Here is a 25,404-nt window from a genome sequence, read left to right on the forward strand (position 1 = left end):
ATTTGACACACATCATCCATAGCTTTTGCCGGGACTGCTAAGGTCAGTCTGCCCCGGCCGGACACCCGTCCGTGGGCCGCCCCCGATTGCCAAGGATACTTGTGATGTCCGACCCCAATGCCACCGCCGATCCCCACCCCCATGACACGCTGGATCGTGCCACCCGGGCCGCCGCCGCGCGGATCACGCGGGGGATATCTCCGAACGCCGCGCGCGCGGCCTGGGCGGACTGGGCCGCACATCTTGCCTATGCTCCGGGCCGCCGCTGGGATCTGACCGAACGGGCGATCCGGAACACCACGCGGGCGATGATGGCCAGCGCCGGGCTGGACGCGGGGTTCACCCCCGCCCCCGGCGATCACCGGTTCCGGGATCCGGCGTGGAACGACTATCCCTATCGCATCTGGAAGAACTGGTACCTGTCACAAGAGGATTGGTGGAACCATGCGACCTCGGGCATTCGCGGGATGCGGCCGCGCAGCACCGACCGGGTCAACTTCATGGCCCGGCAGGTGCTGGACATGATCTCGCCGTCGAACTCTCCGATGCTGAACCCCGAGATCCTGCATCGCACCCGCGACACCGGCGGCACCAACCTCGTCAAGGGGATGCAAAACGTTCTGGATGACATGACCGCGCAGATGCGCGGGGCGCGACCAGCCCGGTCCGAGGCGTTTCAGGTCGGCCGCAACCTGGCCGTCACCCCCGGCGAGGTGGTGTTCCGCAACCACCTGATCGAATTGCTGCAATACAGTCCGCAAACCGAACGGGTCCATGCCGAGCCGATCCTGATCGTGCCTGCATGGATCATGAAATACTACATCCTCGATCTCAGTCAGACGAATTCGCTGATCGGCTGGCTGGTGGCGCAGGGCTTCACGGTCTTTTGCATCTCGTGGCGCAACCCGACGCCCGAGGATCGCGATCTGGGGCTGGAGGATTATCGCCGGATGGGGGTCATGGCGGCGCTGGATGTGGTCGGCAAGATCAACGGGTCAGCGCGTGTGCACGCCTGCGGCTACTGTCTGGGCGGCACCATCCTGTCTATCGCGGCGGCCACCATGGCGCGCGAAGGCGATGACCGGCTGGCCTCGATCACGCTGCTCGCCGCACAGACCGACTTTTCGGAAGCGGGCGAACTGATGATGTTCCTGGACGAAAGCCAGGTCGCCTTTCTTGAGGACATGATGTGGGATCAGGGCGTGCTGGACCAGACGCAGATGGCCGGCGCCTTCCAGATGCTGCGGGCGCAAGACCTGGTCTGGACCCGCGCCGTGCGCCGGTACTTCCTGGGCGAGGAAGAGCATGAATTCGACATCTCGGCGTGGAACGCCGACGCCACGCGGATGCCCTACCGGATGCACGCGGAATACCTGCGCGGACTGTTTCTGGAAAACCGGCTGACCGCAGGGCGCTTCGCGGTCGAGGGGCGGATCATCGCCCTGCGCGACATCACAGCACCCTTCTTCGTGGTCGGCACCGAGAAGGATCACATCGCGCCGTGGCGGTCGGTCTACAAGGCCACGCTGTTCACCGAGTCCGACCTGTCCTTCGTGCTGACCAGCGGCGGCCACAACGGCGGCATCCTCAGCGTGCCGGGCACGCCGCATCGGCACTACCGTCAGGGATACCGCCCGGTCGGTCAACGCTACAGGGACCCCGACACCTGGCAGGAACGGCATCCGCAAATCGACGGATCATGGTGGACGGCCTGGGCCAAATGGCTGGCCGAAAAATCCGCGCCCGAACAGGTGGCGCCGCCGCCCATGGGCAACCGCGCCGAGGGTCTGTCCCCGCTGATGCCCGCCCCGGGCAGCTATGTGCTGCAGCGCTAGGGCCGGCCGAGCCCGCCATTGGGGATGCCGGTCAGATCCGACATCTCGCGCTTCCAGGTGGTCAGGTCGTCGGCGTTGAACTTCGACAGGTGATCGTGACCGCAGGCGCGGGCCATGACCTGCATCAGTTCGGTGGCGGCCTCGAAGAAATTGGCCAGCCGCCGGGCGGATTTCTCGACCACCAGCCGGTTGACCAGTTCGGGCTTCTGGGTGGCGATGCCGACCGGGCAGTTGTTGGTGTGGCAGGCGCGCATGGCGATGCAGCCGATGGCCTGCATGGCCGAGTTCGACAGCGCCACCGCATCGGCGCCAAGCGCCAGTGCCTTGATGAAATCCGCCGGCTTGCGCAGCCCGCCGGTGATGACCAACGTCACATCGGACCGGCCCAGCACATCCAGATGTCGCCGCGCACGGGCCAGCGCCGGGATCGTCGGCACCGAGATATTGTCGCGGAACAGGATCGGCGCCGCCCCGGTGCCGCCGCCACGCCCGTCCAGGATGATATAGTCCACGCCCACCTCAAGCGCCGCGTCGATGTCCTTCTCGATGTGCTGGGCGCTGAGCTTGTAGCCGATGGGAATGCCCCCGGTGCGTGCGCGAACTTCGTCGGCGAATTCCTTGATCTGGCTAGGTTCCGTCCAATCCGGAAAGCGCGGCGGCGAAATCGCGTCGGTGCCTTCTTCCAGCCCCCGAACCTCGGCGATCTTGCCCACCACCTTCTTGCCGGGCAGATGGCCGCCGGTACCGGTCTTGGCACCCTGTCCGCCCTTGAAGTGGAACGCCTGCACACGCGCCAGCTTGTCCCAGTCGAACCCGAAGCGGGCCGAGGCCAGTTCGTAGAAATAGCGCGAGTTCATCTGCTGCTCTTCGGGCAGCATGCCGCCCTCTCCCGAGCAGATCCCGGTGCCCGCCAGTTCCGCGCCGCGCGCCAGCGACAGTTTCGCCGGTTCCGACAGGGCGCCAAAGCTCATGTCCGACACGAACAGCGGGATCTTCAGTGTCAGGGGTTTTGCACAGTTCGGGCCGATCACCACCTCGGTGCCGACGGCGTCGTCATCCAGCAACGGCGCGCGGTGCAACTGCGCCGTCAGTATCTGGATGTCGTCCCAGTCCGGCAGCTGCGTGCGCGGCACGCCCATGGCGTCCACCGCGCCGTGGTGGCCGGTCCGTTTCAGGCCACTGCGGGCGTAGGACTGGATCAGCCCGGCATAGGGTTCTTCCTCGGTGCCGTGCGAGGTGTCGGCGTAAAGCCCCAGGTAGGCATCGCGGTTGAACGGCTGGGGATTGTCCTGCTGCCAGGCCAGGATCTCGTCTTCATCGACGACGATATTGCCGGCTTCGATCCAGCAGGTGAACTTCGGCAGTTTTTCCTCGTTGGCGTATTCCGACACGCCGGTGTCCAGCCGGTAGTCCCAGTCGTGCACGCCGCAGATCAGGTTGCGCCCGCGCACGAACCCGTCCGACATCAGCGCGCCGCGATGCAGGCAGCGGCCATAGAAGACCGAGACCTCGTCATCAAAGCGCACCACTACCAGATCGACCTCTCCGACCAGCGCATATTGCGGGTCGCGGTCAGGCAGGTCGTCGAAACGGGCAATCTGGATCTTCTTCATGGGTCATCTCCTGAGCGAGGGGCGTTTCGGGGTGGCAGGTTTCGGGTGCGCAGCGGCTTGGCCGAGGCCTTGATCGGCGCCAGTTCGGCCTTGGGCGTCAGTTCCGACAGGCGCGCGGCATAGGCGCGGGCGGCGGGCACGGCGGTCAGCCCGTGCAGAAGCGCGCTGATCCAGACCGTGTTGATGGCCAGGTACAGGATCCGTTCGCCCCATTCCGCGCCGATATCGGGCATCACCGTAAAGGCAAACAGCGCCGTGGCCAGCCCGCGCGGGCCGAACCAGCCGAAAAAGACCTTGGTCATGGGCGCGGCATCGGTGCCTGCCAGCGACAGCCAGATCGCCAGCGGCCGGGTGATGAACAGGCTGGCCAGGATCACCGCCAGTTCCCCCAGCCCCAGATGCGGCAACGCATCGGGCACCAGCGTGACCCCCAGCAGGAAGAACGCACCCCAGGCCAGCATCTGGCCTTCGTTCTCGGTGAATTCATAGACGAAGTGGCACCGATCCTTGACCACATGGCCAAAGACCAGCCCGCCGGTGAAGGCCGCGATGAAACCGTTGCCGCCGATCAGATCGGCCAGAAGGTAGGTGCCGGTGGCCAGGGCGATGGCGCCGATACCCTCATAGGCTTTCGATGTCGCATGGGTGTTCTTGGCCCAGATCAGCACCCGCCCGCCCAGCCAGCCGATCGCGATGCCCGCCAGCGGCCCAAGGGTCAGTTGTTTCAGCCCGAAGACGGCCCAATCGCGGGCGTCGTGGGTGACGATCGATCCCGCGATCGAGGCCAGCAGCAGGATCAGCGGCAGCGCCAGACCATCGTTCAGCCCACTTTCCACGGTCAGCGCCCGGCGCGGACGTTCGGGCACGTCGGGGTTCGACACCACCGCCTGCCCCAGGGCCGCGTCCGTGGGCGTCAGGATGGCGGCCATCAGCAGCGCGAAGATCAGCGGCCAGTCGGGCAGGATCAGGTGAATGGCCCCGGCCCCCAGCAGCCAGGCCAGCGGCAGTCCCAGCAGCAGCATCCGTACGGGCCATTGGTGGCTGCGGGCCAGAACCCGCAGGTTGGTCTGGGCGGCATCCAGAAACAGCAGCAGGATCAGGGCCAGTTCGGCCACCACATGCAGCGCCTCTTCGCCATAGACCGCATCGTACAGCCCGGCCTGGTTCAGCACGACGCCAAGCGCGATGAAGATCATCGGGCCGGTCACCATCGTCTGTTCCAGCCGCTTGCCGAACATGCAGTAGGCGGCGGTGACCAAGCACAGCAGGATCAATCCCATCCCGGTTCCTTCCTTCCGGCGCTCACACCGGGTGTATCGGCGACGATACCGTCAATGGGCGACTTCGCTCAGTCACAATGGCTGAACGATGCGCGATCACCCCGGTGGTTTTCCCGTGTGGTCCATCAGGGCTTCGAAGGCCGCGCGGCGCTGGCCGTCGATGGCGGTGGGGCGATGGGTGTCGCGGCGCACGTAGACATGGACGAAAAAGCCCTCGGCCGCGGCCGTCAGATCGTCATTGGCAAACAATCCGATCTCGAACCGGACCGAGCTGTTGCCCAGCTTGCCGATCCGCAACCCGGCGGTCACGAGGTCGGGAAAGCGCAGTTCGGCGAAATAGCGGCAGCCGGTTTCGACCACCAGCCCGTAACTGTCCGAGGTGCGCGGGTTCAGCAGGCCTTCCTCCATCAGCCAGCCGTTCACCGCCGTGTCGAACAACGAATAGTGGATGACGTTGTTCACATGGCCGTAGACGTCCGTATCCATCCAGCGGGTCTGAAGCGGGCGAAAGACCCGGAACCGATCCCGCGTCGCGGGGCCCTGTTTGTCGCTCATGCCCGATTGCCTCCTTTCCGAACCCGGCGCGAGAAAGCCACGCCAAATGCCTGAAATCAGGGGGCGGCGGCCCCGCCCCATTGACATCAGCATTGCCGTAAACCGGCAGTGGCGCAAGCTGGCTGTGGAGCTGGCGCCACGTCCCGGCTCAGCCGCGCAGGCGGGCGCCCTTGGGGTCGTAGAAGGGCGCAAGGCTGGCTTCGGCCCTGACGCGCACGCCCGCAACCTCGATCTCATAGGTCGAGGCCAGCACCTGCGCCGCGCTTTCTCCGGCGCAGGGCACATAGCCCATGGCCATCGCCGCGCCCAAATGATGGCCATAGGCGCCCGAGGTCAGATGCCCCACGACCGCGCCGTCGCGCAGGATCGGCTCGGCATGGTAGAGCATCGGTTCGGGATCGGTCAGCTTGAACTGCACCAGCCGGTTCTGCAGCCCGGTCTCGCGCTTGCGCAGCACCGCGTCGCGGCCGATGAAATCGGGCTTGTCGGTCTTCACGGCAAAGCCCAACCCGGCCTCCAGCACGTGATCCTCGCAGGTGATGTCATGGCCGAAGTGGCGAAAGCCTTTCTCCATCCGGCAACTGTCCATCATGTGCATCCCGCACAGTTTCAGGTTCAGTTCCTGCCCGGCCTCCCACAGGGTTTCGAAGGCGTGGCCCGCCATATCGGCCGAGACGTAGATCTCCCAGCCAAGCTCTCCGACAAAGCTGACCCGATGGGCGCGGGCCAGACCCATGCCCAGTTCGATCTCTTGCGCGGTGCCGAACGGGTTGACCGCGTTGGTGAAATCATTGGGCGAGACCCGTTGCAGCAGTTCCCGCGACAACGGTCCCATCACCGCCAGCACGCCTTCGGCGGCGGTCATGTCGGTCAGGGTGACGCGGAAGTCACCCCGGTGCCGGGCCAGCCATGCCTGGTCGGCCAACCGTGTGGCGGCGGGCGTCACAACCAGAAAGGCGGTTTCCGACAGGCGGGTGATGGTCACATCCGCCTCGATCCCACCGGCGGGGTTCAGGAATTGGGTGTAGGTGATCTTGCCCACGGGGCCCGCGACATCGCCACCGCCCACATGGTTCAGGAAAGCCTCGGCCTCCGGGCCTTCGACCCGGATCTTGCCGAAGGAGGACATGTCGTACAGCCCGACGTTCTCGCGCACGGCTTGATGCTCGGTGGCGGCATTGTCGAACCAGTTCTGCCGCTGCCACGAATAGTCATAGGCGCGCGCCTGCCCGTCGCGGGCGAACCAGTTGGCGCGCTCCCACCCGGCCAGTTCGCCGAAGACCGCGCCGAGCTCCTGCAAATGGTGATGGAACGGTGTGCGGCGGATACCGCGCGCCGTGGCTTTCTGGCGATAGGGGAAATGGTCGGCATAAAGCAGGCCGAGCGTTTCCTTCGACCGTTCGAACAGATAGTGCCGGTTGCCCTGAAACGGCTGCATCCGGGCAATATCCACGTCGCCCAGATCGAAGGGTTTTTCGCCCGCCTCCATCCATTGTGCCAGCGCCATGCCCGCCCCGCCCGCCGACTGGATGCCGATGGAGTTGAACCCGGCGGCGACCCAGACATTGTCCATCTCGGGGGCAAGCCCAAGGTGATAGGCGTCGTCCGGCGTGAAGCTTTCGGGACCGTTGAAGAACGTGTGAATGCCCGCCTCGGCCAGCATCGGCATGCGGTTCACGGCGGCTTCGAGGATCGGCTCGAAATGGTCGAAATCCTCGGGCAGCTGGTCGAACTCGAAGCTTTCGGGGATGCCGTCCATGGCCCAGGGCTTGGCCAGCGGCTCGAAAGCGCCCAGCAGGATCTTGCCCGCGTCTTCCTTGTAATAGGCGCATTCATCGGGCACCCGCAGCACCGGCAGGCTGGTCAGGCCGGGGATGCTTTCGGTGACGATGTAGAAATGCTCGCAGGCGTGCAGCGGCACATTGGTGCCCAGCATCCGGCCCACCTGATGGCCCCACATCCCGGAGCAGTTCACGACATGGTCACAGGCGATATGGCCGTTGGTGCCGTCTTCCCCAACCCAATCCACGCCGGAGACACGGCGGCCATCGCGCGCCACGCCGGTCACTTTGATCCGTTCGGCCACCCGCGCGCCCATCTGGCGCGCGCCCCTGGCCAGCGCCAGCGCGATATTGGCCGGATCGCCCTGCCCGTCGCGGGGCAGCCAGACCCCGGCCGTGACACCGTCGATGTTCAGATGCGGATAGCGATCTGCCACCTCGCCCGGTGAGATTTCCTCGACCTCCACCCCGAAGGCCCGCGCCATCGAGGCCTGCCGCAGGATCTCTTCCCGGCGTTCGTCGGTCAGGGCGACGGTGATCGAGCCGCAGCGGCGAAAGCCGGTGGCGACGCCGGTCTCGGCTTCCAGCGCGCCATAGAGCTCTTGTGAGTATTTCGCCAGCCGAGTCATGTTGCGCGTGGCCCGCAATTGCGCGATCAGCCCGGCGGCATGCCATGTGGTGCCGCTGGTCAGCTGCTTGCGCTCCAGCAGAACCACGTCGGTCCAGCCCTGCTTGGCCAGGTGATAGGCGACGGAGCAGCCGATGACGCCGCCTCCGATGATGACAACGCGGGCTTGGGTGGGCAGCGACATGCGGCGACGGCCTCCGTCAGTTGTGGGACAGGGTCACAAGGTTGAAGCGAGATTTCAGGCGGGTCTCGAGATCGGGGGACAGGTGATGCGGCGCACTGGCCAGGATCGCCTCCTTGCGGGCGCGGGCCTGATCCAGCAGTTGCGGCTGCCCGGCCTCGACCCATTCCTTGGGGCTCATGCGGTTGGCCACGTCGGGGTAGACGTATTCGCTTTGCATCAGTTTCAGGGTCTGATCCTGCCCCAAATAATGCCCCGGCCCGCCCAGGCAGACGGCTTTCATGACGTCGATGCTGACGGTGTCGTCGGTAACCTCGATGCCGCGCACACAGCGCAGAACCTGCCCCAGCAGATCGTTGCCCAGAACCAGGCTTTCCATGCAGAACCCCAGCAGCGAGGCATGCATGCCGACGGCCTCGTAGACCATGTTCAGCCCCGACAAGCCCGCCATGGTGTTCGAGATCGCCTGCTCCCACCCGGCCTGCATGTCGGGCAGCTTGGCGTCGGCAATGCCCGCCGCCGCCCCGCCCGGCAGGCCATAGAACTTGTGCATCTGGGCGCACGCGGCGGTCAGCAGTGCCTGCTCGCCCGATCCGCCGGACATGGCTCCGGTGCGCAGGTCCGACACGAAAGGCCAGGTGCCGAAGATCGCCGGTGCGCCGGGACAGATGGCGTTGACATAGACAACGCCGGCCAGACATTCGGCCACCGCCTGCACCACGGCGGTCGCGATGGGCGCCGGCGCCGTGGCCCCGGCCTGCCCGGCGGACAGCAGCAGCACCGGCATCCCGGCGCGAACGCAGATTTCCATCACCTCGCAGCTTTCGGTGGCGAAGGTCATCGGCGGCACCACGAAGCAGTTGGTGTTCGACACGAAGGGCCGCGCCCGAAAGGCGGCCTCGCCGCCCGCGATCAGGTGCAGCAGCTCCAGACAGCCGGGCAGGTTTTCGGGGCCCACGAAACTGGTGCCGATGTGCTTGGTGGTGCCGGCGCAGGCCGCATAGATGGTGTTGGTATCCAGTTCAAAATTGTCGGTGATGTCCCGGCACACCATGGGCCGCTGGAAGAAATGCACGTTGTCCAGCGCCTGTACCAGACGCGCGGCGTCATAGAGATCCTGCGTCGTGCTTTCGCGGTAGTCCAGCGTGACCGGGTCCACCACATGCACCGCAGCCCCGGCGGTGCCGAAATGCACGCGGTTGCCGGAGACGTCCAGATCAAAGGCCGGATCCCGCCCCGGCAGGACCACCGCCTTGGCCGCGCAGGCCAGCATGTCTTCGACCAGTGCGCGGGGAAACCGCAGGCGGCCATCGGGGCCCAGAACGGCCCCGGCTCTGGTCAGAAGATCAACCCCCGAGGCGGGGGCATTGGCCAGACCGATCTGTTCCAGCGCGTCCAGCGCAGCGCTGTGGATGCGAAGAACATCGGCATCGTCCAGCACCTTGTAGCGCCCGCCGTCCAGCCCTGGCCGCACCGGGCGCAGGTCCGCAGGCAGCGGCGCCGCACGCGCCGACAGCCTTGCCGCGCGCCCACCGCCGCGCCGCTTTCTTGTGGGGTCAGCCATCCCGCGCGCCGCCACCGTCAGGCCCGCAGGCGGGTGTTGTCCGGATCCCACAACGGGCCATCCGGTTGCACCTGCGCCTTGTGCCGCATTCCGAAAATCTCGACCTCCAGCTCTGTCCCCGGCACGGCGTTGTCGCGGCGCACCATGCCAAGCGAGATCGCGGCGCCAACCCGGTAGCCGTAGGTGGCAGAGGTGGTTTCGCCCACGATCTGCCCGTCCTTCCAGATGCAGGACATGTAAGGCGCGTCACAGTCCCCGGCATCGACCACCAGCGTGACAAAGGCCTTCGCGGCCCCGCGTTGGTGTTCGGCCTGCAAGGCCTGCTTGCCGGGAAAGTCCTGCGGTTTGTCCAGCTTGACGAAGCGGCCCAGCCCAACCTCAAGCATCGAATAGTCTGACGACAGATCGCCCTTCCAGCTGCGATAGCCTTTTTCGATCCGCAGGCAGTTGAGTGCATACATCCCGACCGGCGTGGCGCCTTCATCCCTCAGCGAATTGTAAATCGCCGCCCCACCGGACATGGGGCAATGCACCTCCCAGCCCAGTTCCCCGGCGAAAGAGACCCGCACCAGCAGGCAGTCCTGCCCCGCCACACGCGCAGCCTGATGGGTCAGCCAGCCCTGCGACAGGTCGGCCTCGGCGATCCGTCCCAACAGATCGCGCGATTGTGGACCGGTCACCAGCATCGTCGTCGTCTCGGCAGACAGATCACGCAGCACCAGCCCTTCGGGCAGCGCGCGCCACAGCAGTTCGAAATCATGCCATTGCGCAACGGCGGCGGTCATCAGTAGGAAGTCGTCCTCAGCCCGCCGGATGCAGGACATCTCGGTCACGATCCGGCCCCGGTCGTCGGCGAAATAGATCAGGTTGAGCCGCCCGACTTTCGGCAGCGCCCCGGTGATGCGTCCGCGCAGCCTATCCGCCGCACCCGCGCCCGACAGGCTGAAGCGCGAGAACCCGCACAGGTCGATCACCCCGACGCCGTCGCGGACAGCCTCGCATTCTTCGCGGACCCGAGGTTCCCACGGGCCGTTCCGTGCCCAGGTCTTGGTCGCGGCTTGTGAGGTGTCATCGCCGGGCCGGGCGAACCAATTCGCGCGCTCCCACCCGTTGTAGACGCCCATCTGTCCGCCCTCGGCGACCATCCGGGCGTGGTTCGGCGACAGCTTGCGATCCCGCGCCGCAGGCCATTCGTGGTGCGGGAAGTGGATGGCGTATTCGTTGCCGTAAACTTCCATCCCCTTTTGCACGCAATAGTCAGGATCGGTGTAATCGGTGAAGCGGCGCGGATCGCAGGACCACATGTCCCATTCGGTGCGGCCATCGACGATCCATTCCGACAGCACCTTGCCCGCGCCGCCACCCTGGGCGATGCCGAAGGTGAACACGCAGGCTTCGAAAGCGTTCCTGACACCGGGCATCGGGCCGATCAGCGGCAATCCGTCCGGCGCATAGGGGATCGGCCCGTTGATGACGCGCGACACGCCCGCGCTGGCCATCAGCGGCACCCGCGCCATGGCATCGACCACGATATCCTCGATCCGGTCCAGATCGTCAGACCAGAGCTGGAAGCTGAAATCCTCGGGCATCGGATCATCATCCTCAACCCAATGCGCTCGGCAGTTCGGCTCATACGGGCCAAGGTTGAAGCCGTGCTTTTCCTGCCGCAGGTAGTAGGACACATCCACGTCGCGCAGCAGCGGCAGCTTGCCACCATGGGCCTTGGACCAGGCTTCGACTTCGGGCACCTCGTCGGTCAGCAGGTACTGGTGGCTCATCACCATCATCGGCACCCGGCGTCCGCCATAGGGCAGGAACCAGTCACCGACCCGCTGCGCATAATACCCGGCGGCATTCACCACGTAGTCGCAGGCGATATTGCCCTGATCGGTGTGCACGATCCAGCCGGTGTCGGGCCGCTGGGTCACGCCGGTGGCGGGGCAGAAGCGGTGGATCCGCGCCCCCATCTGCCGCGCGCCCTTGGCCAGCGCCTGCGTCACCTGCGCGGGGTCGATGTCGCCGTCGGTCGGGTCGTACAGAACCCCCTTCAGATCGTGGGTTTCCAGAAACGGATAGCGCGCCTTGGCCTCTTCGGGCGTCCAGATCTCCATGGCAATGCCCTGATAACGGCCCATGGCACAGGCGCGCTGAAACTCCTGCATCCGCTCGGGCGTATGGGCCAGCCGGATCGAGCCGCTTTGATGATAGTTCATCGGATAGTCGACCTCGGCCCCCAGCCGGGCATACAGCTCGGTCGAATAGCGCTGCATGTTCATGATCGACCAGGAATTCGAAAACGTCGGCACATTGCCCGCCGCGTGCCAGGTCGAGCCCGCCGTCAGTTCGTTCTTCTCCAGCAGCACGCAATCAGACCAGCCGCGCTTGGCAAGGTGATACAGGCAGGAAGCACCGACCACACCGCCACCGATAATGACCACGCGGGCTTTTGCGGGAAGATCTGCCATGGCGTCGCCTTTCTTCAATAGACCGGAGGAGAGATGACCCAGACCGCGACGGCTGGATCATCGAAAGGATTGGACCAGCGGAAGGGCTGATGCCGGATGCGGAAGCTGTCGCCGGGACCGACCGTGAAGGTGTGGCCGTCGATCCAGAGCGCCAGTTGCCCCGAGATCATGAACCCGACCTCTTGGGTTTCGCGGCGCAGGGTACCGTCCGAGGTGCTGCCCGGCGCGAAGGTCGAGCGGATCATCTCGAAGCTGTCGGTCAGATCGGGAGACAGCAGTTCCTCGCTCAAACCGCCCCCCATGGGGCCGATGCGACGCCGCCCGCTGGCGCGCACGATGCGGCCATGTTCATCAGGGGCATGGGGCGCGGGGCCGGTCAGCAGCGACAGCGGCACGCCCAGCCGATCGGCGATGCATTCCAGATCCCCGGTCGCGGGGCGGGTGAGATCGCGCTCCACCTGGCTCAGCCAGCCGACGGATTTGCCGATGCGGCTTGCCAGTTCGGTCAGGGTCAGCCCCCGCGTCTTGCGCAGGGCGCGCAGGTCAGCGCCGAGGGTAGGACGTTTCAGCATGGCGACTCCTGAAAAACGATATGAAAAATTCACGACATTTTTCACGGCCTGTCAAATGGAACTTTGAACCGGGTGAGGCACAACGGCCATGGACCGGCGCGATCTGGCCGGGTGTTGGTTGTGTCAGAAGGGAATCGCGTGGCCCCGGCGCGGGGCTACGCCACTTCGTCGGTCGCGCCGAGGCTTTCGAACCAGACCGTCAGCGCCTCAAGATCGGCATCAACCCGCCGGGCCATCCCGTCGGTAAAGGCTTCGAACGCGGGCAAGTTCAGCCCGTTGACCGCCAGCAGAACCGGCACATCCTCGGAAATGGCGCGCGCGATCATGGTGCGAAAGCCGCGCCCGTCGGCTTCATGCTTGCCGAACTTGTTCAGGATCAGCAGATCGGCGCCCGCATCGAAGCTGTTTTCGGTTGCTGCAACCGAGTGTTCCAATGCCGAGGTGTCCAGCCGGCAGCCCCGCGCCTGTGGGCCAAGGCTTTGAGATATGCGGATAATCGGCCCGTCGGGCAAGACGCGCACATCCATGTCGCAGGGGCCGGGGCCGCAATCTGTGTTGGTCTGGACAATCCCGCACAGTCGCGCGCCTTGGGCTTGCAGATGCACGGAAAACTGTTCCAGCAGGCGGTCGGTGCCGCCCCGGTCGGCAGAGGAGATATAGGCGATCTTCATGCCCGAAACATAGGCAGCAGAAGGCCTTGCGGCAATGGGCTAAACTTGGGGGCGCCGCCCCGCTGTCCCGATGCCACGGCTTGGCCGCACCGTGTCATCCCCTGTTTACCTTTGGCCTCTTTCTGGCTATGCAAACGCCTTCCGATCTACCATGGGGCCAGCACGACATTTTGTTGCGCCAAAGCCCGCGCAAGAGACTGACCCGATCCGTGCCTTTCCGGCACCCCTGTCCACGCTTCCGGAGACCACCGTCCGTGCAGACAAGCCAGATCACCGCCGAATTGTCCCGGCACTACGACCTTGCCCCTTCGCTTGAAAAGGCCGCCGCGACCGAAGAGATCTACGCGCGCACCTCGCGCGTGATCTCGCCGCCCGAGTGGGCGATCCATGCGCCCTATGTGGCCGAGATCAACCGCCTGAAGAAGGAACGCAACGCGGTCATCCTGGGGCACAACTACATGACGCCCGAGATTTACCACGGCGTCGCCGATTTCGTCGGCGACAGTCTGCAACTGGCGATCAAGGCGACCGAGGTCGAAGCCCCGGTGATCGTGCAGTGCGGCGTACATTTCATGGCCGAGACCTCGAAGGTGCTGAACCCCTCCAAGACGGTGCTGATCCCCGATCCGCAAGCGGGCTGTTCGCTGGCCGAAAGCATCACCGCCGAAGGTATCGCCCAGATGCGCGCCAAGTATCCCGGCGCGCCGGTGGTGTCCTACGTGAACACCACCGCCGAGGTGAAAGCGGCCTCGGACATCTGCTGCACCTCGTCCAACGCCTTGCAGATCGTCGAGGCGATGGAGTCCGACACGGTCATCATGACCCCCGACAAGTACCTGGCGCAGAACGTGGCCAATGAAAGCAGCAAGAACGTGGTGTTCTGGGACGGGTCGTGCATCGTGCACGAGTTGTATACCCCCGAAGACCTGCGCGCCTACCGCGAGAACATGCCGGGCCTGAAGATCATCGCCCATCCCGAATGCACGCCCGAGGTTGTGGCCGAGGCCGACTATACCGGCTCGACCAAGGGGATCATCGACTGGGTGCATGCCGAGAAACCGGCGCGCGCCATGCTGGTGACCGAATGCTCGATGGCCAGCAACATCGCGGACGAACTTCCGGACGTGGACTTCGCCAAGCCCTGCAACATGTGCCCCTACATGAAGAAGATCACGCTGGAAAAGGTGCTGTGGTCGCTGCACACCATGAGCCCCGAGGTGACCGTCGATCCCGCCGTCGCCGACGGCGCCCGCCGCGCCGTCGAGCGGATGATCGACCTGAGCCGCAAGCTGCAAGGCTGATCGGGTCATGCGCCACCGGGTCCTTACCGACCGGATCATCATTGTCGGGGCCGGTCTGGGGGCGCTTTACGCCGCCCTGTGCCTGGCCCCCCGCCCGGTCGTCCTGCTGACGCCCGAGCCGCTGGGCTTTGGCGCCAGTTCGGCCTGGGCGCAGGGCGGTGTCGCCGCGGCCATGGCGGTGGCCGACAGCCCCACCCTGCATGCCGATGACACCATTCGTGCCGGGGCCGGGACTGTCGATCCGGCGATCGCAGCACTGGTGACCGAGGCCGCCCGCGCCCATATCCACGCGCTGACCGATCTGGGCACCCCTTTCGACCGCGACCGCCAGGGCGGCTATGTGCTCAGCCGCGAGGCCGCGCATTCGCTGGCCCGCGTTGTGCGGGTGCAGGGCGATCAGGCCGGCAAGGCGATCATGGAAGCGCTGATCGCCCGCGTCCGCGCCACCCCGTCGATCCAGGTGCTGACCGGGGTTCTGGCCACCGGGCTGGTGACCGAAGGCAGCCGCGTCTCAGGCGTCGAGGTCATGCAGGTCAGCCCCTCGCGCTGCATGCCCGTCGCGCTGGAGGGGCCTGCGGTGCTGCTGGCCGGCGGCGGCTCGGGCGGGCTTTATGCGCGCACCACCAACCCCGCGCCGATCCGGGGGCAGGTCATGGGGCTGGCGGCGCGCGCCGGGGCGCGGATGGCGGATATGGAGTTCGTGCAGTTCCATCCCACCGCCATCGACAGCGGCGAGGATCCGGTGCCGCTGGCGACCGAAGCGCTGCGCGGTGAAGGCGCGGTGCTGGTCAACCGGCATGGCGCGCGCTTCATGATCGATGCCCATCCCGAAGCCGAACTGGCCCCGCGTGATGTGGTCGCCCGCGCGGTCTTTGCCGAGGTGCAGGCGGGCAATCGCCCGGCGCTGGATACTCGCGACGCCATCGGCGCGGCCCTGCCCGAGCGTTTCCCGGCCGTGGCCGCCGCCTGCGCCCGCGCCGGGATCGATCCGTTGACCCAGCCGATCCCGGTCACCCCGGCGGCGCATTATCACATGGGCGGTGTCGCCACGGATGCGCACGGCCGCGCCAGCCTTGACGGTCTTTGGGTCTGCGGCGAGGCGGCGGCCACCGGCCTGCATGGCGCCAACCGGCTGGCTTCGAACGGGTTGCTCGAGGCGCTGGTCTTTGCCGCCACCATCGCGGGCGATCTGGGCACGGAACTGACGCCGGTTTCCCATGCCGCCGAGGTGGCCTTGCCCGAAACCGGCCCGGCCCCGGCCCCCGATCCGCAGGCGATCACCGATCTGCGCGAAACCATGTCGCGCCATGTTGGCGTGTTGCGCACCGGTGGCGGTCTGCAACAGGCGCTGACCCGGATTGCTGAGCTGGAGGCGGCACAGGCCGAGGTGCCCGATGTGGTCAACATGACCGCCACCGCCAGCCTGATTGCCGCCGCCGCCTTGCTGCGCACAGAAACCCGTGGCAGCCATGCGCGCACGGATTTCCCCGAAGCCGACCCGGCGCTGGCACAGCGCAGCTTTCTGACCCTGAACGATGCGCGGGCCCTGACCCGCGCCCTTGCAAAGGACACGGCATGAGCCTCGCCTTCGCCACCCTGCCCGATCTGGTTCTGGAACCGCTGGTGCGCACTGCGCTTGAAGAAGACCTTGGCGCGTTCGGCGATGTCACCACCCGTGCGGTGATCGCGCCCGGCACCCGCTATGACGCGCGCATCGTGGCGCGGCAGGCCGGTGTGGTGTCGGGGCTGGCGCTGGCGCGCATTGCCTTTCGGCTGATTGATCCCGAGTTGATCGTCACCCCGCGCGTGACCGATGGTGCCCGCTGTGCCCCCGGCGATGTGCTGCTTGAGGTCTCGGGCGATGCGGCCTCGATCCTGTCGGCGGAGCGGGTGGGCCTGAACTTCATGGGCCGCCTGATGGGCATCGCCACGCAGACGGCGGCCTTCGTGGCCAAGACCAAGGGCACCAGGGCCCGCATCACCTGCACCCGCAAGACGACGCCGGGACTGCGGGCGGTGGAAAAACTGGCAGTGCTGCATGGCGGCGGGTCGAACCATCGCTACGGCCTGTCGGATGCCATCCTGATCAAGGACAACCACATCGCCGCCGCCGGGAGTATTGAGGCCGTGCTGGAGGCCGCGCGCGACCATGCCTCGCACATGATGCGCGTCGAGATCGAGGTCGACACGCTGGATCAACTGGATCAGGCGCTGGCCCATGGCGGTGCCGACGTGGTGCTTCTGGACAACATGGACACGCCCACCCTGACCAAAGCCGTGCGCCGTGCGGCCGGACAGATCATCACCGAGGCTTCGGGCAACATGCGGCTGGACCGCATCGCCGAGGTGGCGGCGACGGGGGTGGACTTTATCTCGGTGGGCGCGCTGACCCATTCGGTCACCAACGTCGATATCGGGCTGGATTTCTGAACGTTCAGACGGTTTGCGTCACCGGCCGCCGGGCCGCGGCCGGGGTCATCCCGGTCCAGCCGCGAAAGGCGCGGTAGAAGGCATTGGCGTCGTTGAAGGCCAGCAAAAGCGCGACCTCTTCGACCAGCAGTCCGCGGTCGCGCAGATAGTGCAAGGCCAGATCCTTGCGGGTTTCAGTCAGGATTTCCTGAAACTGCAGGCCGTTTGCCGACAGGTGGCGTTGCAGCGTGCGCTTGCTCATGTTCATGCGTTCGCTGACAGCCCCTACGCCCGACTGGCCGCCCGGCAGAAGCTCCAGCAGCGCCGATCGCACCCGCTCTCCGATGGGCAACAGCCGCGCCTCGGCATCCGGTGCCGGACGCAGGTTGGGGGGGAAGCCTTCCCAGATTTCCGAGGTTTCCGAAGCCACGGCGATGAGCGGCCTGTCTGCATCCCAGCCCGAGAACTCCAACAGGAAATCGTCGGTATCGTGCAATCTGCACCGCAAGATGGCCTCGACCCGCTGGACATCCCCTGCGTAGGTCGCCAGGCCAGCGCGCTGCGGCACCAGTTCCTCGGAGGTATAGCGCCGCACCAGTCCCACCAGGAAAAACAAGACGAAGGCGCGCATCGTCCCGGGTATGGGATGGCGCGGATCCTTGGAACGGATATCAATCTGGAGCCCATCGCTGACCCGGTCCGCAATCAGATAGGTCGGCCAGAGGATGGGAAAATACATGCCCAGCCGTTCTATTCCTGCCGCCACAGACGGGGCGCGCGAAAACGCGAAGATCCGCGATGAAAAATGCCCATGGGCCAGCGCGAGCGACAGGTTGACGGCGGCTTCGGGGGTATGCGCTTCGGCCATCATGGCGTCCCAGACCCGAAAATACTCGGGCAAGAGCAATCCGCGGCCTTCGTTTTGCAAAAGATCCGGCGACAGCCCCGCGCGGCGCAGGACCCGGACCGGATCCACCCCAAGATTGGCGCACATCAGTGACGTGTTCCTGGCAAACCGGTATCTCTCTGCCTGCGCCATGATCGCCCCTCCCGTGTCTCCGCATCGGAACAAATTTCCGCAAACCAAGAAAATCAGCCCGGGAAGTTTCATAAAACGCCGGGTTTTTCAGAGTTTCAAGGACATTGTTGCGTTAGCCGCCGCTGAACACGGCGCTGAGCATCCGCAGTGCTGTCAGCCCAAGGAAGACGGCAAAGGCAAACCGCAGTTTTGCCGGGCTCAGCCAATGGGCCAGACGTGCGCCCTGCGGCGCGGCGAAGATGCTGGTTGAAAAGATCAGGACCGCGGCGGGCAGGCTGACATAGCCCAGCGACCAGGGCGGCCGCCCTTCGACCCCCCAACCGGCCCAGATGAAGCCCAGCACCGCCGGCACCGCGATCACCAGCCCAAAGGCCGAGGCCGTGCCAACGGCGCGATGTACCGGGAAGGAAAACAGCGTCAGGATCGGCACCGACAATGTGCCGCCGCCGATGCCCATCAGTGCCGAAAACCCGCCGATGAGCGTGGCCAGCACCCCGCGCCCAGCGACCGAGGTCGGCGGCTGTTGCGCCACGATGATCTGCTTGGGCTTGATCATGTTGAGGGCCACGATCAGTGCGACACAGCCGAAAATCCCGGTCAGCACGAGGCTGGAAAACACCTTCGCCAGCAGCCCGCCGATGCCCGCGCCGACAAAGACGAAGGGCGCCCAGCCGCGCAGCAGGTCCCAGTCGATGGCGCCCTTGCGGTTGTGCGACCGGGCCGAGGAGATTGACGTCGGGATGATCGTCGCCAGCGAGGTGCCAACCGCCAGATGCATGGCGATGTCGGGCGAAATGTTCAACGCATCCGACAGCAGGAACAGCACCGGCACGATGACGATGCCGCCGCCGACGCCCAGCAACCCGGCCATGATCCCGGCCACGGCGCCGGTCAGGACCAGCAGGCCGGCATAGACGATGAGCATCGGGTCGAAGGCCATGGGGGATCTCCTGAGAAGCGGCGCGCGCGATGTGCCTTCCAAGCACAGGCCGGCGAAAAGAGAAAGCGGGAAGCGGGGCTGCGGCTACAGCTCTGCCGGTTTCGGGCCGCCCGTGGCCCAGTCCAGAAGCTGCACCGTGTGCACCACCGGCACCTCGGTGCCGGATCCGATCTGCATCATGCAACCGATATTGCCCGCCGCAATCGCCTGCGGCGCGGTGGCCGCCAGCGTGTCCAGCTTGCGCGCCTTCAACTGGCCCGAGATTTCAGGCTGCAACAGGTTGTAGGTGCCGGCCGAGCCGCAGCACAGATGGGCGTCGCGCGGTTCCACCACCGTGAAGCCCGCGTCTTTCAGCAGGGATTTCGGGGCGTCCTTGATCTGCTGGCCGTGCTGCAGCGAACAGGCGGCGTGATAGGCGATGCGCAGGGGGGCGGCGTGGTGCGGATCGGACAGGCCCAGCGTTTCCATCACCTCGGAGACATCGCGGGCCAGCCCGGCCACGCGGGCGGCGTCGCTTTCCAGCGGATCGCCTTCGAACATGGCGCCATAGTCCTTCACCGTGGTGCCGCAGCCCGAGGTATTGATGACGATGGCATCCAGGCCGGCGCCTGCGATCTCGGCACTCCAGGCGCGAATATTGGCGGCGGCCGAGGCGTGGCTTTCGCCCTGTTTGCCCATGTGATGGGTCAGCGCCCCGCAACAGCCCGCGCCGCGCGCCACCACAACCTCGCAGCCGTGGCGGGTCAGCAGGCGGATGGTGGCGTCATTGATCTCGGTGTTCAGCGCCTTCTGCGCGCAGCCGGTCATCAGCGCCACCCGCATCCGGCGCGGGCCGGTGGCGGCAAACACCTGCGGATCGTCGTTGCGGCTGACCGGCGGGATCTGGCGCGGGGCCATCTCGAGCATCGCCTTCAGGCGCGCATCGGGCATCAGCCCCTTGAAGGGCCGCGCGATCTTTGCCCCCAGCAGCGCCAGTCGGAACCGCCCCGGATGGGGCAGGATGCGGGCCAGCATCCAGCGCAGGGCGCGGTCGTGCCAGGGCCGCTTGTAGTGTTCCTCGATATAGGCGCGAGCATGGTCGACCAGATGCATGTAGTGCACCCCCGAGGGGCAGGTGGTCATGCAGCTGAGGCAACTCAGGCAGCGGTCGATATGCTTGACCGTCTTGGCATCGGGGGTGCGGCCGGTTTCCAGCATTTCCTTCATCAGGTAGATGCGACCGCGCGGGCTGTCCAACTCGTCCCCCAGCACCTGATAGGTCGGGCAGGTGGCGGTGCAGAACCCGCAATGCACGCAGGCGCGCAGGATTTCATTGGCGCGGGCCGTGCCCGCATCGCGCAGCTGGTCTTCGGTGAAACTGGTTTGCATGTGTGTCCTGCTCAGGCCTGCATGAGGCCGGGGTTCAGAATGCCGGCGGGGTCGAACCGCGCGCGCAGATCGGCGGCGATACGCTCCAGCCGTTGTGCCTGGGGCTGGAAGACGGGGACGGCGGCGCGCAAGGGCTCGGGGCCGCGGAACAGCGTGGCGTGGCCCTGCCCCGACGGGATCGCGGCGCGAATGGCTGTGGCCTGTCCCGGGTCCGCGTCCGGCAGCGCCAGCCACAGCACCGCGCCGCCCTGATCGGCCATGCCGCGCGCGCCCAGACGGTCAGACAGCGCGGCAAGAATGCCGGGGGCAAGGCTGGGTTTCAGGGACAGGCGCCAGACCGGGCCGTCGTGATCGGCGAAACCGGCGCAGTCGCGGATGGCGGGCCACGGCGCGGCCGGATCATCCGTGTTCATGGGGTCATGGTCGGCCAGAAGCGCCGACAACCGATCCCGGCGATAGGCGACCTGCGCCGTCAGTCCCTCGATCCGCAGATAAGCGGTGCCTTCGACCCAGGCCGCGCCCGACACTTCGAACGGGGTGGTCAGCGCCTGTGCGAACAGCTTGACGCCCTGCTCCAGCGTGATGCCTTCGAACGCCAGGGTTGCGCGGGCCTCAGGCCGGGGCAGCACCTTCAGCGCGACTTCGGTCAGCACCCCCAGCGTGCCAAAAGCACCGCATTGAAGTTTGGACAGGTCCAGCCCGGTGACGTTCTTCATCACCCGGCCACCGTTGCGCACCAATTGCCCCTGCCCGTCCACGAAGCGCACGCCCAGCAGGTAGTCGCGGCAAGCACCGCCCTGCACCCGACGCGGGCCGGACAGGTTGCCCGCCACGGTGCCGCCGATGGTCGGTGCGCTGCTGCTGCCCAGAAGCGCGCGGAAATCCGGCGGCTCGAAGGCCAGCATCTGGCCATGCTCGGCCAGCGCCGCCTCGATTTCGGCCAGTGGCGTCGCCGCTTTCGCCTCGATCACCAGCGCGCCGGGTTCATAGCGGGTGATGCCGGTCAGCCCGGACAGGTCCAGCAGCGCGGCCTGCGGCACCGGCTGGCCAAGTGCCTGCTTGCTACCGCCCGCACGCAGCCGCAGCGGTTGCTGGTTCGCATGAGCCTTGGCCACTGCAGCCTGAACCGCCGCTTCGTCGGCAGGGGCGGCAAAGACCGTCATCGGCGCATCCGTTACGTCAAGGTCAGTCATGGGCGGCCCTCCGGGCGGCGCTCAGGTCCAGCGGGAACACCTTGGTGGGGTTCAGCTTCCAGGCCGGGTCGAACACATCCTTGACCTGCATCTGCGCCTCCAGATCCTCGGCACTGAATTGATAGGTCATCAGATCGCGCTTTTCGATGCCCACGCCATGCTCGCCCGTCAGACAGCCGCCCGCATCCACGCAGGCACGCAGGATGTCGAACCCGAAGGCCTCGGCGCGCTCCAGGTCGCCCGGCGTGTTGGCGTCGAACAGGATCAGCGGATGCATGTTGCCGTCGCCCGCGTGAAAGACATTGGCGACTTTCAGCCCATGTTCGGCGCTCAGCTCGGCAATGCGTTTCAGCGTGGCGGGCAAGGCCGAAACCGGCACCGTCCCGTCCAGGCACATGTAGTCGTTGATCTGCCCCATCGCCCCGAAGGCCGACTTGCGCCCCTTCCAGATCAGCGCGCTTTCGGCAGCACTTTCGCTGACGCGCATCTCGACCGGGTTCAGGCGGTTGGCGATGGCGGTGATGCGGGCCAACTGGTCGGCGATCTCGGCGTCGGAGCCTTCGACCTCGACGATCAGCAACGCCTCGCACAGCGGATATCCGGCCCGCGCGAAGTTCTCGACCACCTCGATACAGGGGCGATCCATGTATTCGATGGCCACCGGCAGCACGCCCGAGCGGATGATATCGGCCACGCATTGCCCGGCAACCTCGGCGCTGTCGAAGCCGATCATCACCGGGCGCGCGCCCTCAGGCTTGGGCAGGATGCGCAGCGTCGCCTCGGTCACCACGCCAAGCTGGCCCTCCGAGCCGCAGATCACCCCCAGCAGATCCAGCCCCGGCGCATCCGGGGCCGGACCGCCGATCTCGACCACCTCGCCATCGGCCAGCACGAGGGTCACGCCCAGCAGGTTGTTGGTGGTCACCCCGTACTTCAGGCAATGCGCCCCGCCCGAGTTCATCGCGATGTTGCCGGCAATGGCACAGGCCAATTGCGACGAGGGGTCCGGCGCATAGAAGAACCCGTCGCCTTCGACGGCACCGGTCACCGCCAGATTGGTGATGCCGGTCTGCACCCGGATGAAGCGGTTGTCAAAGTCGGTCTCCAACACCGCGTTCAGCCGTGCGGTGCCCAGGATGACGCTGTCTGCGGTGGGCAGCGCGCCGCCCGACAGCGAGGTGCCCGAGCCGCGCGGCACCACCGGCACGCCCAGCCGGTGACAGGTGGCCATGACGGCTGCGACCTGCGCGGTGTCATGGGGCAGCACCACCGCCAGCGGCGGGCAGCGATAGGCCGACAGCCCGTCGCATTCATAGGCCAGCGTTTCGAAGGTGTCCGAGATCACCGCATCGGCCGGCAGCACCTTGGACAGTTCGGCCACGATCTGGTCACGGCGGGAAAGTACGCCGGGATCCGGTGGTGCCATCTGGATGCTGGACATGTGGCCTCCCTGCCGCTGTTGCGTCCTGGCGATCCTTTATCGCCCGTCGCCCGCATCAGACAGCAAACCGGGGGGCAACTGCAAGGCAATGTCTTGGGCGGTTCAACAATCGCCGCCGCCGCCCCCGAAGGCCTTGGCGCGCGCCGAACGGATCGTTACACCGGTCTTCCGACCACAGTGGAGAGCTTCCTTGGACACCGATCAGCGCATCGCACAGACCATCGCCCAGGACATCAACGCCCGCCCCCAGCAAGTGACGGCTGCGGTGCAATTGCTGGACGGGGGCGCAACGGTCCCCTTCGTGGCGCGCTACCGCAAGGAGGTCACCGGCGGGCTGGACGACACCCAGTTGCGCCTGCTGGCCGACCGGCTTGTGTACCTGCGCGAGCTTGAAGCCCGCCGCACCGCCATCGTCAAAAGCATCGACGAACAGGGCAAGCTGACCGACGACCTGTCGCGCGCCATCGCGAAGGCCGACACCAAGGCCGCGCTGGAAGATATTTACCTGCCCTACAAGAAAAAGCGTCGGACGCGGGCGATGATCGCGCGCGAAGCCGGGCTTGCGACGCTGCTGGAGGCCATCCGCGACAACCGCAACGCCGATCCGGCAAAACTGGCCGAAGCGCATCTGTGCGAGGGCTTCGAGACCACCAAGGACGCGCTGAAAGGGGCGCGCGATATTCAGGCCGAAGAACTGTGCGAGAACGCCGATCTGCTGGGCCGCCTGCGAGATTTCCTGCACCGCGAGGCGCTGATCAGCGCGCGGGTGATCGCGGGTCAGGAAGCGCAGGGGGCCAAGTTCTCGGATTATTTCGACCACCGTGAAAGCTGGGCCAAGGTGCCCTCGCACCGGGCGCTGGCGATGCTGCGCGCGGCCAAGGAAGGCGTTGTCACCGTGGACATCGCCCCGGACCCCGACACCGGCGTGGCACAAGCCGAAGCCATCGTGGCCGCCCCTTTGGAGGCGCGGGGCGACGGGCCGGGGGACACATGGCTGCGCGACGTGGCAGGCTGGACGTGGCGTACCAAGCTGTCGCTGACGATGATGCTGGATCTGATGGGCGATCTGCGCGCCCGTGCCCATGAAGAGGCGATCACCGTCTTTGCCCGCAACCTGAAGGATCTGCTGCTGGCCGCCCCGGCAGGCGCGCGGCCGACGCTGGGCCTGGATCCGGGCATCCGCACCGGGGTGAAGGCGGCGGTGGTGGATGCCACCGGCAAGCTGCTGGCCACCGAAACGCTCTATCCCTTCCAGCCGAAGAACGATCTGCGTGGCGCCGAGGCGGCAATCCAGCGGCTGGTGACCCGACACGGGGTGGACCTGATCGCCATCGGCAACGGTACCGCCAGCCGCGAGACCGAGCGGCTGGTGGCCGACGCATTGAAACAGCTTCCCGCCGGGGTGACGCCGCCGACCAAGGTGGTGGTGTCCGAAGCCGGGGCCTCGGTCTATTCCGCGTCGGAACTGGCGGCGAAGGAATTCCCCAATCTCGACGTATCGCTGCGCGGCGCGGTGTCCATCGCCCGCCGTCTGCAAGACCCGCTGGCCGAACTGGTGAAGATCGAACCGCAATCCATCGGCGTCGGCCAGTACCAGCACGATGTGGACCAGCACAGGCTGTCGAAATCGCTGAAAGCTGTGGTCGAGGATGCGGTGAACGCGGTGGGCGTGGACCTGAACACGGCGTCTGCGCCGCTGCTGGCGCATGTGTCCGGGTTGGGACCGTCGCTGGCACAATCGGTGGTGGATTTCCGCGATGCCAACGGGGCTTTTGCCTCGCGCAAGATGCTCAAGAAGGTCTCGGGGTTGGGCCCCAAGGCGTTCGAGCAATGCGCGGGTTTCCTGCGCATCCGCGACGGGGCCGAGCCGCTGGATGCCTCGGCGGTGCACCCGGAAGCCTATGACGTGGCGCGCAAGATCGTCTCGGCCTGCGGGCGCGACCTGCGCAGCGTGATGGGCGACAGCAAGGCGCTGGCGCAACTGCGCGCCGAGACCTTCGTGGATGACCGTTTCGGCCTGCCCACCGTGCGCGACATCATGGCGGAGCTGGAAAAGCCGGGTCGCGACCCCCGCCCCGGTTTCGTCACCGCCAGTTTTGCCGACGGGGTCGAAGAGATCACCGACCTGAAACCGGGCATGAGCCTGGAAGGCACGGTGACCAATGTCGCGGCCTTCGGGGCCTTCGTGGATATCGGCGTGCATCAGGACGGGCTGGTGCATGTCAGCCAGCTGGCCGACCGCTTCGTCAAGGACCCGCACGAGGTGGTCAAGGCCGGGGACGTGGTGCGCGTGCGGGTGGTCGAGGTCGATGTGCCGCGCAAGCGCATCGGGTTGTCCATGCGCAAGGACGGTGGCGCTTCGGCCAAGGAAGACCGCAATGCGCGCGGTCCGCACAAGAACGATCCGCGCAAGGGTCATCCGGGCAAAGGCGGGGGCAAGCAACCCCACGGTGGCAGCGCGAAACCCAAGGGCCAGGACAGCGGCAACAGCGCCCTTGGTGCTGCCCTTCTGGACGCCATGAAGAAACGCTGAATCGACAACGGCCCGCCGGTGTGGCGGGCCGCTGC

At 66.4% G+C, this 25,404-nt stretch carries 18 protein-coding genes; 5 read left to right on the forward strand and 13 right to left on the reverse strand.

Annotated elements, in window-relative coordinates; translation table 11 throughout:
* The first annotated feature begins 104 nt into the window (after positions 1–104).
* The gene (locus ACP15K_RS15300; protein WP_193141266.1) at positions 105–1,835 is read left to right on the forward strand and encodes a PHA/PHB synthase family protein; all 1,731 of its coding nucleotides are present in this window, start codon (positions 105–107) and stop codon (positions 1,833–1,835) included.
* On the opposite strand, the gene ACP15K_RS15305 is transcribed toward ACP15K_RS15300, so the two are convergent.
* From ACP15K_RS15305 to ACP15K_RS15340, 8 genes are all read right to left on the reverse strand, one after another.
* The gene (locus ACP15K_RS15305) at positions 1,832–3,448 is read right to left on the reverse strand and encodes a glutamate synthase-related protein (protein ID WP_193141265.1); all 1,617 of its coding nucleotides are present in this window, start codon (positions 3,446–3,448) and stop codon (positions 1,832–1,834) included. The genes ACP15K_RS15300 and ACP15K_RS15305 overlap by 4 nt on opposite strands.
* On the reverse strand, positions 3,445–4,728 hold the full coding sequence (locus ACP15K_RS15310) for a cation:proton antiporter (protein ID WP_424990895.1): 1,284 nt from the start codon (positions 4,726–4,728) through the stop codon (positions 3,445–3,447). The genes ACP15K_RS15305 and ACP15K_RS15310 overlap by 4 nt, the downstream gene beginning before the upstream one ends.
* Before the next feature lie 96 nt (positions 4,729–4,824).
* Positions 4,825–5,283 carry an acyl-CoA thioesterase gene (locus ACP15K_RS15315; protein WP_193141263.1) on the reverse strand — a complete coding sequence of 153 codons (459 nt, stop codon included), beginning with the start codon at positions 5,281–5,283 and terminating at the stop codon, positions 4,825–4,827.
* Positions 5,284–5,431: 148 nt separating this feature from the next.
* Positions 5,432–7,876, reverse strand: a complete 2,445-nt coding sequence (locus ACP15K_RS15320; RefSeq protein ID WP_424990896.1) for a GcvT family protein — start codon at positions 7,874–7,876, stop codon at positions 5,432–5,434.
* Between the two features lie 16 nt (positions 7,877–7,892).
* Positions 7,893–9,437, reverse strand: coding sequence for a trimethylamine methyltransferase family protein (locus tag ACP15K_RS15325; protein ID WP_424990897.1), 1,545 nt, complete (start codon positions 9,435–9,437; stop codon positions 7,893–7,895).
* A 17-nt stretch (positions 9,438–9,454) separates the two neighbouring features.
* Positions 9,455–11,902 carry a GcvT family protein gene (locus ACP15K_RS15330; RefSeq protein ID WP_424990898.1) on the reverse strand — a complete coding sequence of 816 codons (2,448 nt, stop codon included), beginning with the start codon at positions 11,900–11,902 and terminating at the stop codon, positions 9,455–9,457.
* 14 nt (positions 11,903–11,916) lie between these two features.
* A complete protein-coding gene (locus ACP15K_RS15335; protein WP_193141259.1) occupies positions 11,917–12,474 on the reverse strand; it encodes a cupin domain-containing protein in 558 nt (185 codons plus the stop codon).
* 155 nt (positions 12,475–12,629) lie between these two features.
* The gene (locus tag ACP15K_RS15340; RefSeq protein WP_193141258.1) at positions 12,630–13,145 is read right to left on the reverse strand and encodes a DUF2478 domain-containing protein; all 516 of its coding nucleotides are present in this window, start codon (positions 13,143–13,145) and stop codon (positions 12,630–12,632) included.
* Between the two features lie 254 nt (positions 13,146–13,399).
* Here ACP15K_RS15340 and nadA point away from each other — a divergent pair, with 254 nt between their 5' ends.
* Genes nadA through nadC form a run of 3 tightly spaced genes read left to right on the forward strand, consistent with a single transcriptional unit; the run spans position 13,400 to position 16,876 of the window.
* Positions 13,400–14,446: a quinolinate synthase NadA gene (gene nadA, locus ACP15K_RS15345; protein ID WP_424990899.1), complete on the forward strand. Its 1,047-nt coding sequence runs from the start codon at positions 13,400–13,402 to the stop codon at positions 14,444–14,446.
* Positions 14,447–14,453: 7 nt separating this feature from the next.
* Positions 14,454–16,025: an L-aspartate oxidase gene (locus ACP15K_RS15350; protein WP_424990900.1), complete on the forward strand. Its 1,572-nt coding sequence runs from the start codon at positions 14,454–14,456 to the stop codon at positions 16,023–16,025.
* Positions 16,022–16,876, forward strand: a complete 855-nt coding sequence (gene nadC / locus ACP15K_RS15355; protein WP_424990901.1) for a carboxylating nicotinate-nucleotide diphosphorylase — start codon at positions 16,022–16,024, stop codon at positions 16,874–16,876. Before ACP15K_RS15350 ends, nadC begins: the two co-directional genes overlap by 4 nt.
* Positions 16,877–16,880: 4 nt before the next feature.
* Here the strand turns inward: nadC and ACP15K_RS15360 are convergent, their stop codons facing one another.
* From ACP15K_RS15360 to ACP15K_RS15380, 5 genes are all read right to left on the reverse strand, one after another.
* Positions 16,881–17,894 (reverse strand): helix-turn-helix domain-containing protein, encoded by a 1,014-nt coding sequence (locus ACP15K_RS15360; RefSeq protein ID WP_424990902.1) that lies wholly within the window; start codon positions 17,892–17,894, stop codon positions 16,881–16,883.
* A gap of 112 nt (positions 17,895–18,006) precedes the next feature.
* On the reverse strand, positions 18,007–18,834 hold the full coding sequence (locus tag ACP15K_RS15365) for a sulfite exporter TauE/SafE family protein (RefSeq protein WP_226925804.1): 828 nt from the start codon (positions 18,832–18,834) through the stop codon (positions 18,007–18,009).
* Between the two features lie 84 nt (positions 18,835–18,918).
* Entirely contained in the window at positions 18,919–20,202 is a 1,284-nt protein-coding gene (gene glcF, locus ACP15K_RS15370; RefSeq protein ID WP_193141253.1) for a glycolate oxidase subunit GlcF, read from the reverse strand.
* An 11-nt stretch (positions 20,203–20,213) separates the two neighbouring features.
* The gene (glcE, locus tag ACP15K_RS15375) at positions 20,214–21,395 is read right to left on the reverse strand and encodes a glycolate oxidase subunit GlcE (protein WP_424990903.1); all 1,182 of its coding nucleotides are present in this window, start codon (positions 21,393–21,395) and stop codon (positions 20,214–20,216) included.
* Positions 21,388–22,827 (reverse strand): FAD-linked oxidase C-terminal domain-containing protein, encoded by a 1,440-nt coding sequence (locus tag ACP15K_RS15380; RefSeq protein WP_193141538.1) that lies wholly within the window; start codon positions 22,825–22,827, stop codon positions 21,388–21,390. The genes glcE and ACP15K_RS15380 overlap by 8 nt, the downstream gene beginning before the upstream one ends.
* Before the next feature lie 199 nt (positions 22,828–23,026).
* Between ACP15K_RS15380 and ACP15K_RS15385 the strand changes: the two genes are divergently transcribed.
* Complete coding sequence (locus tag ACP15K_RS15385) at positions 23,027–25,369, forward strand: Tex family protein (protein WP_424990904.1); 2,343 nt, start codon at positions 23,027–23,029, stop codon at positions 25,367–25,369.
* Positions 25,370–25,404 lie beyond the last annotated feature (35 nt).

Source organism: Fluviibacterium sp. S390 (genome assembly GCF_049800695.1).
Classification (GTDB): Bacteria; Pseudomonadota; Alphaproteobacteria; order Rhodobacterales; family Rhodobacteraceae; genus Meridianimarinicoccus.

Excerpts from the sequence above, each read along its gene's own strand:
- ACP15K_RS15300 (WP_193141266.1), top strand. The coding sequence starts at position 105 with ATGTCCGACCCCAATGCCACCGCCGATCCCCACCCCCATGACACGCTG.
- ACP15K_RS15305 (WP_193141265.1), bottom strand. The coding sequence starts at position 3,448 with ATGAAGAAGATCCAGATTGCCCGTTTCGACGACCTGCCTGACCGCGAC.
- ACP15K_RS15310 (WP_424990895.1), bottom strand. The coding sequence starts at position 4,728 with ATGGGATTGATCCTGCTGTGCTTGGTCACCGCCGCCTACTGCATGTTC.
- ACP15K_RS15315 (WP_193141263.1), bottom strand. The coding sequence starts at position 5,283 with ATGAGCGACAAACAGGGCCCCGCGACGCGGGATCGGTTCCGGGTCTTT.
- ACP15K_RS15320 (WP_424990896.1), bottom strand. The coding sequence starts at position 7,876 with ATGTCGCTGCCCACCCAAGCCCGCGTTGTCATCATCGGAGGCGGCGTC.
- ACP15K_RS15325 (WP_424990897.1), bottom strand. The coding sequence starts at position 9,437 with ATGGCTGACCCCACAAGAAAGCGGCGCGGCGGTGGGCGCGCGGCAAGG.
- ACP15K_RS15330 (WP_424990898.1), bottom strand. The coding sequence starts at position 11,902 with ATGGCAGATCTTCCCGCAAAAGCCCGCGTGGTCATTATCGGTGGCGGT.
- ACP15K_RS15335 (WP_193141259.1), bottom strand. The coding sequence starts at position 12,474 with ATGCTGAAACGTCCTACCCTCGGCGCTGACCTGCGCGCCCTGCGCAAG.
- ACP15K_RS15340 (WP_193141258.1), bottom strand. The coding sequence starts at position 13,145 with ATGAAGATCGCCTATATCTCCTCTGCCGACCGGGGCGGCACCGACCGC.
- ACP15K_RS15350 (WP_424990900.1), top strand. The coding sequence starts at position 14,454 with ATGCGCCACCGGGTCCTTACCGACCGGATCATCATTGTCGGGGCCGGT.
- nadC (WP_424990901.1), top strand. The coding sequence starts at position 16,022 with ATGAGCCTCGCCTTCGCCACCCTGCCCGATCTGGTTCTGGAACCGCTG.
- ACP15K_RS15360 (WP_424990902.1), bottom strand. The coding sequence starts at position 17,894 with ATGGCGCAGGCAGAGAGATACCGGTTTGCCAGGAACACGTCACTGATG.
- ACP15K_RS15365 (WP_226925804.1), bottom strand. The coding sequence starts at position 18,834 with ATGGCCTTCGACCCGATGCTCATCGTCTATGCCGGCCTGCTGGTCCTG.
- glcF (WP_193141253.1), bottom strand. The coding sequence starts at position 20,202 with ATGCAAACCAGTTTCACCGAAGACCAGCTGCGCGATGCGGGCACGGCC.
- glcE (WP_424990903.1), bottom strand. The coding sequence starts at position 21,395 with ATGACTGACCTTGACGTAACGGATGCGCCGATGACGGTCTTTGCCGCC.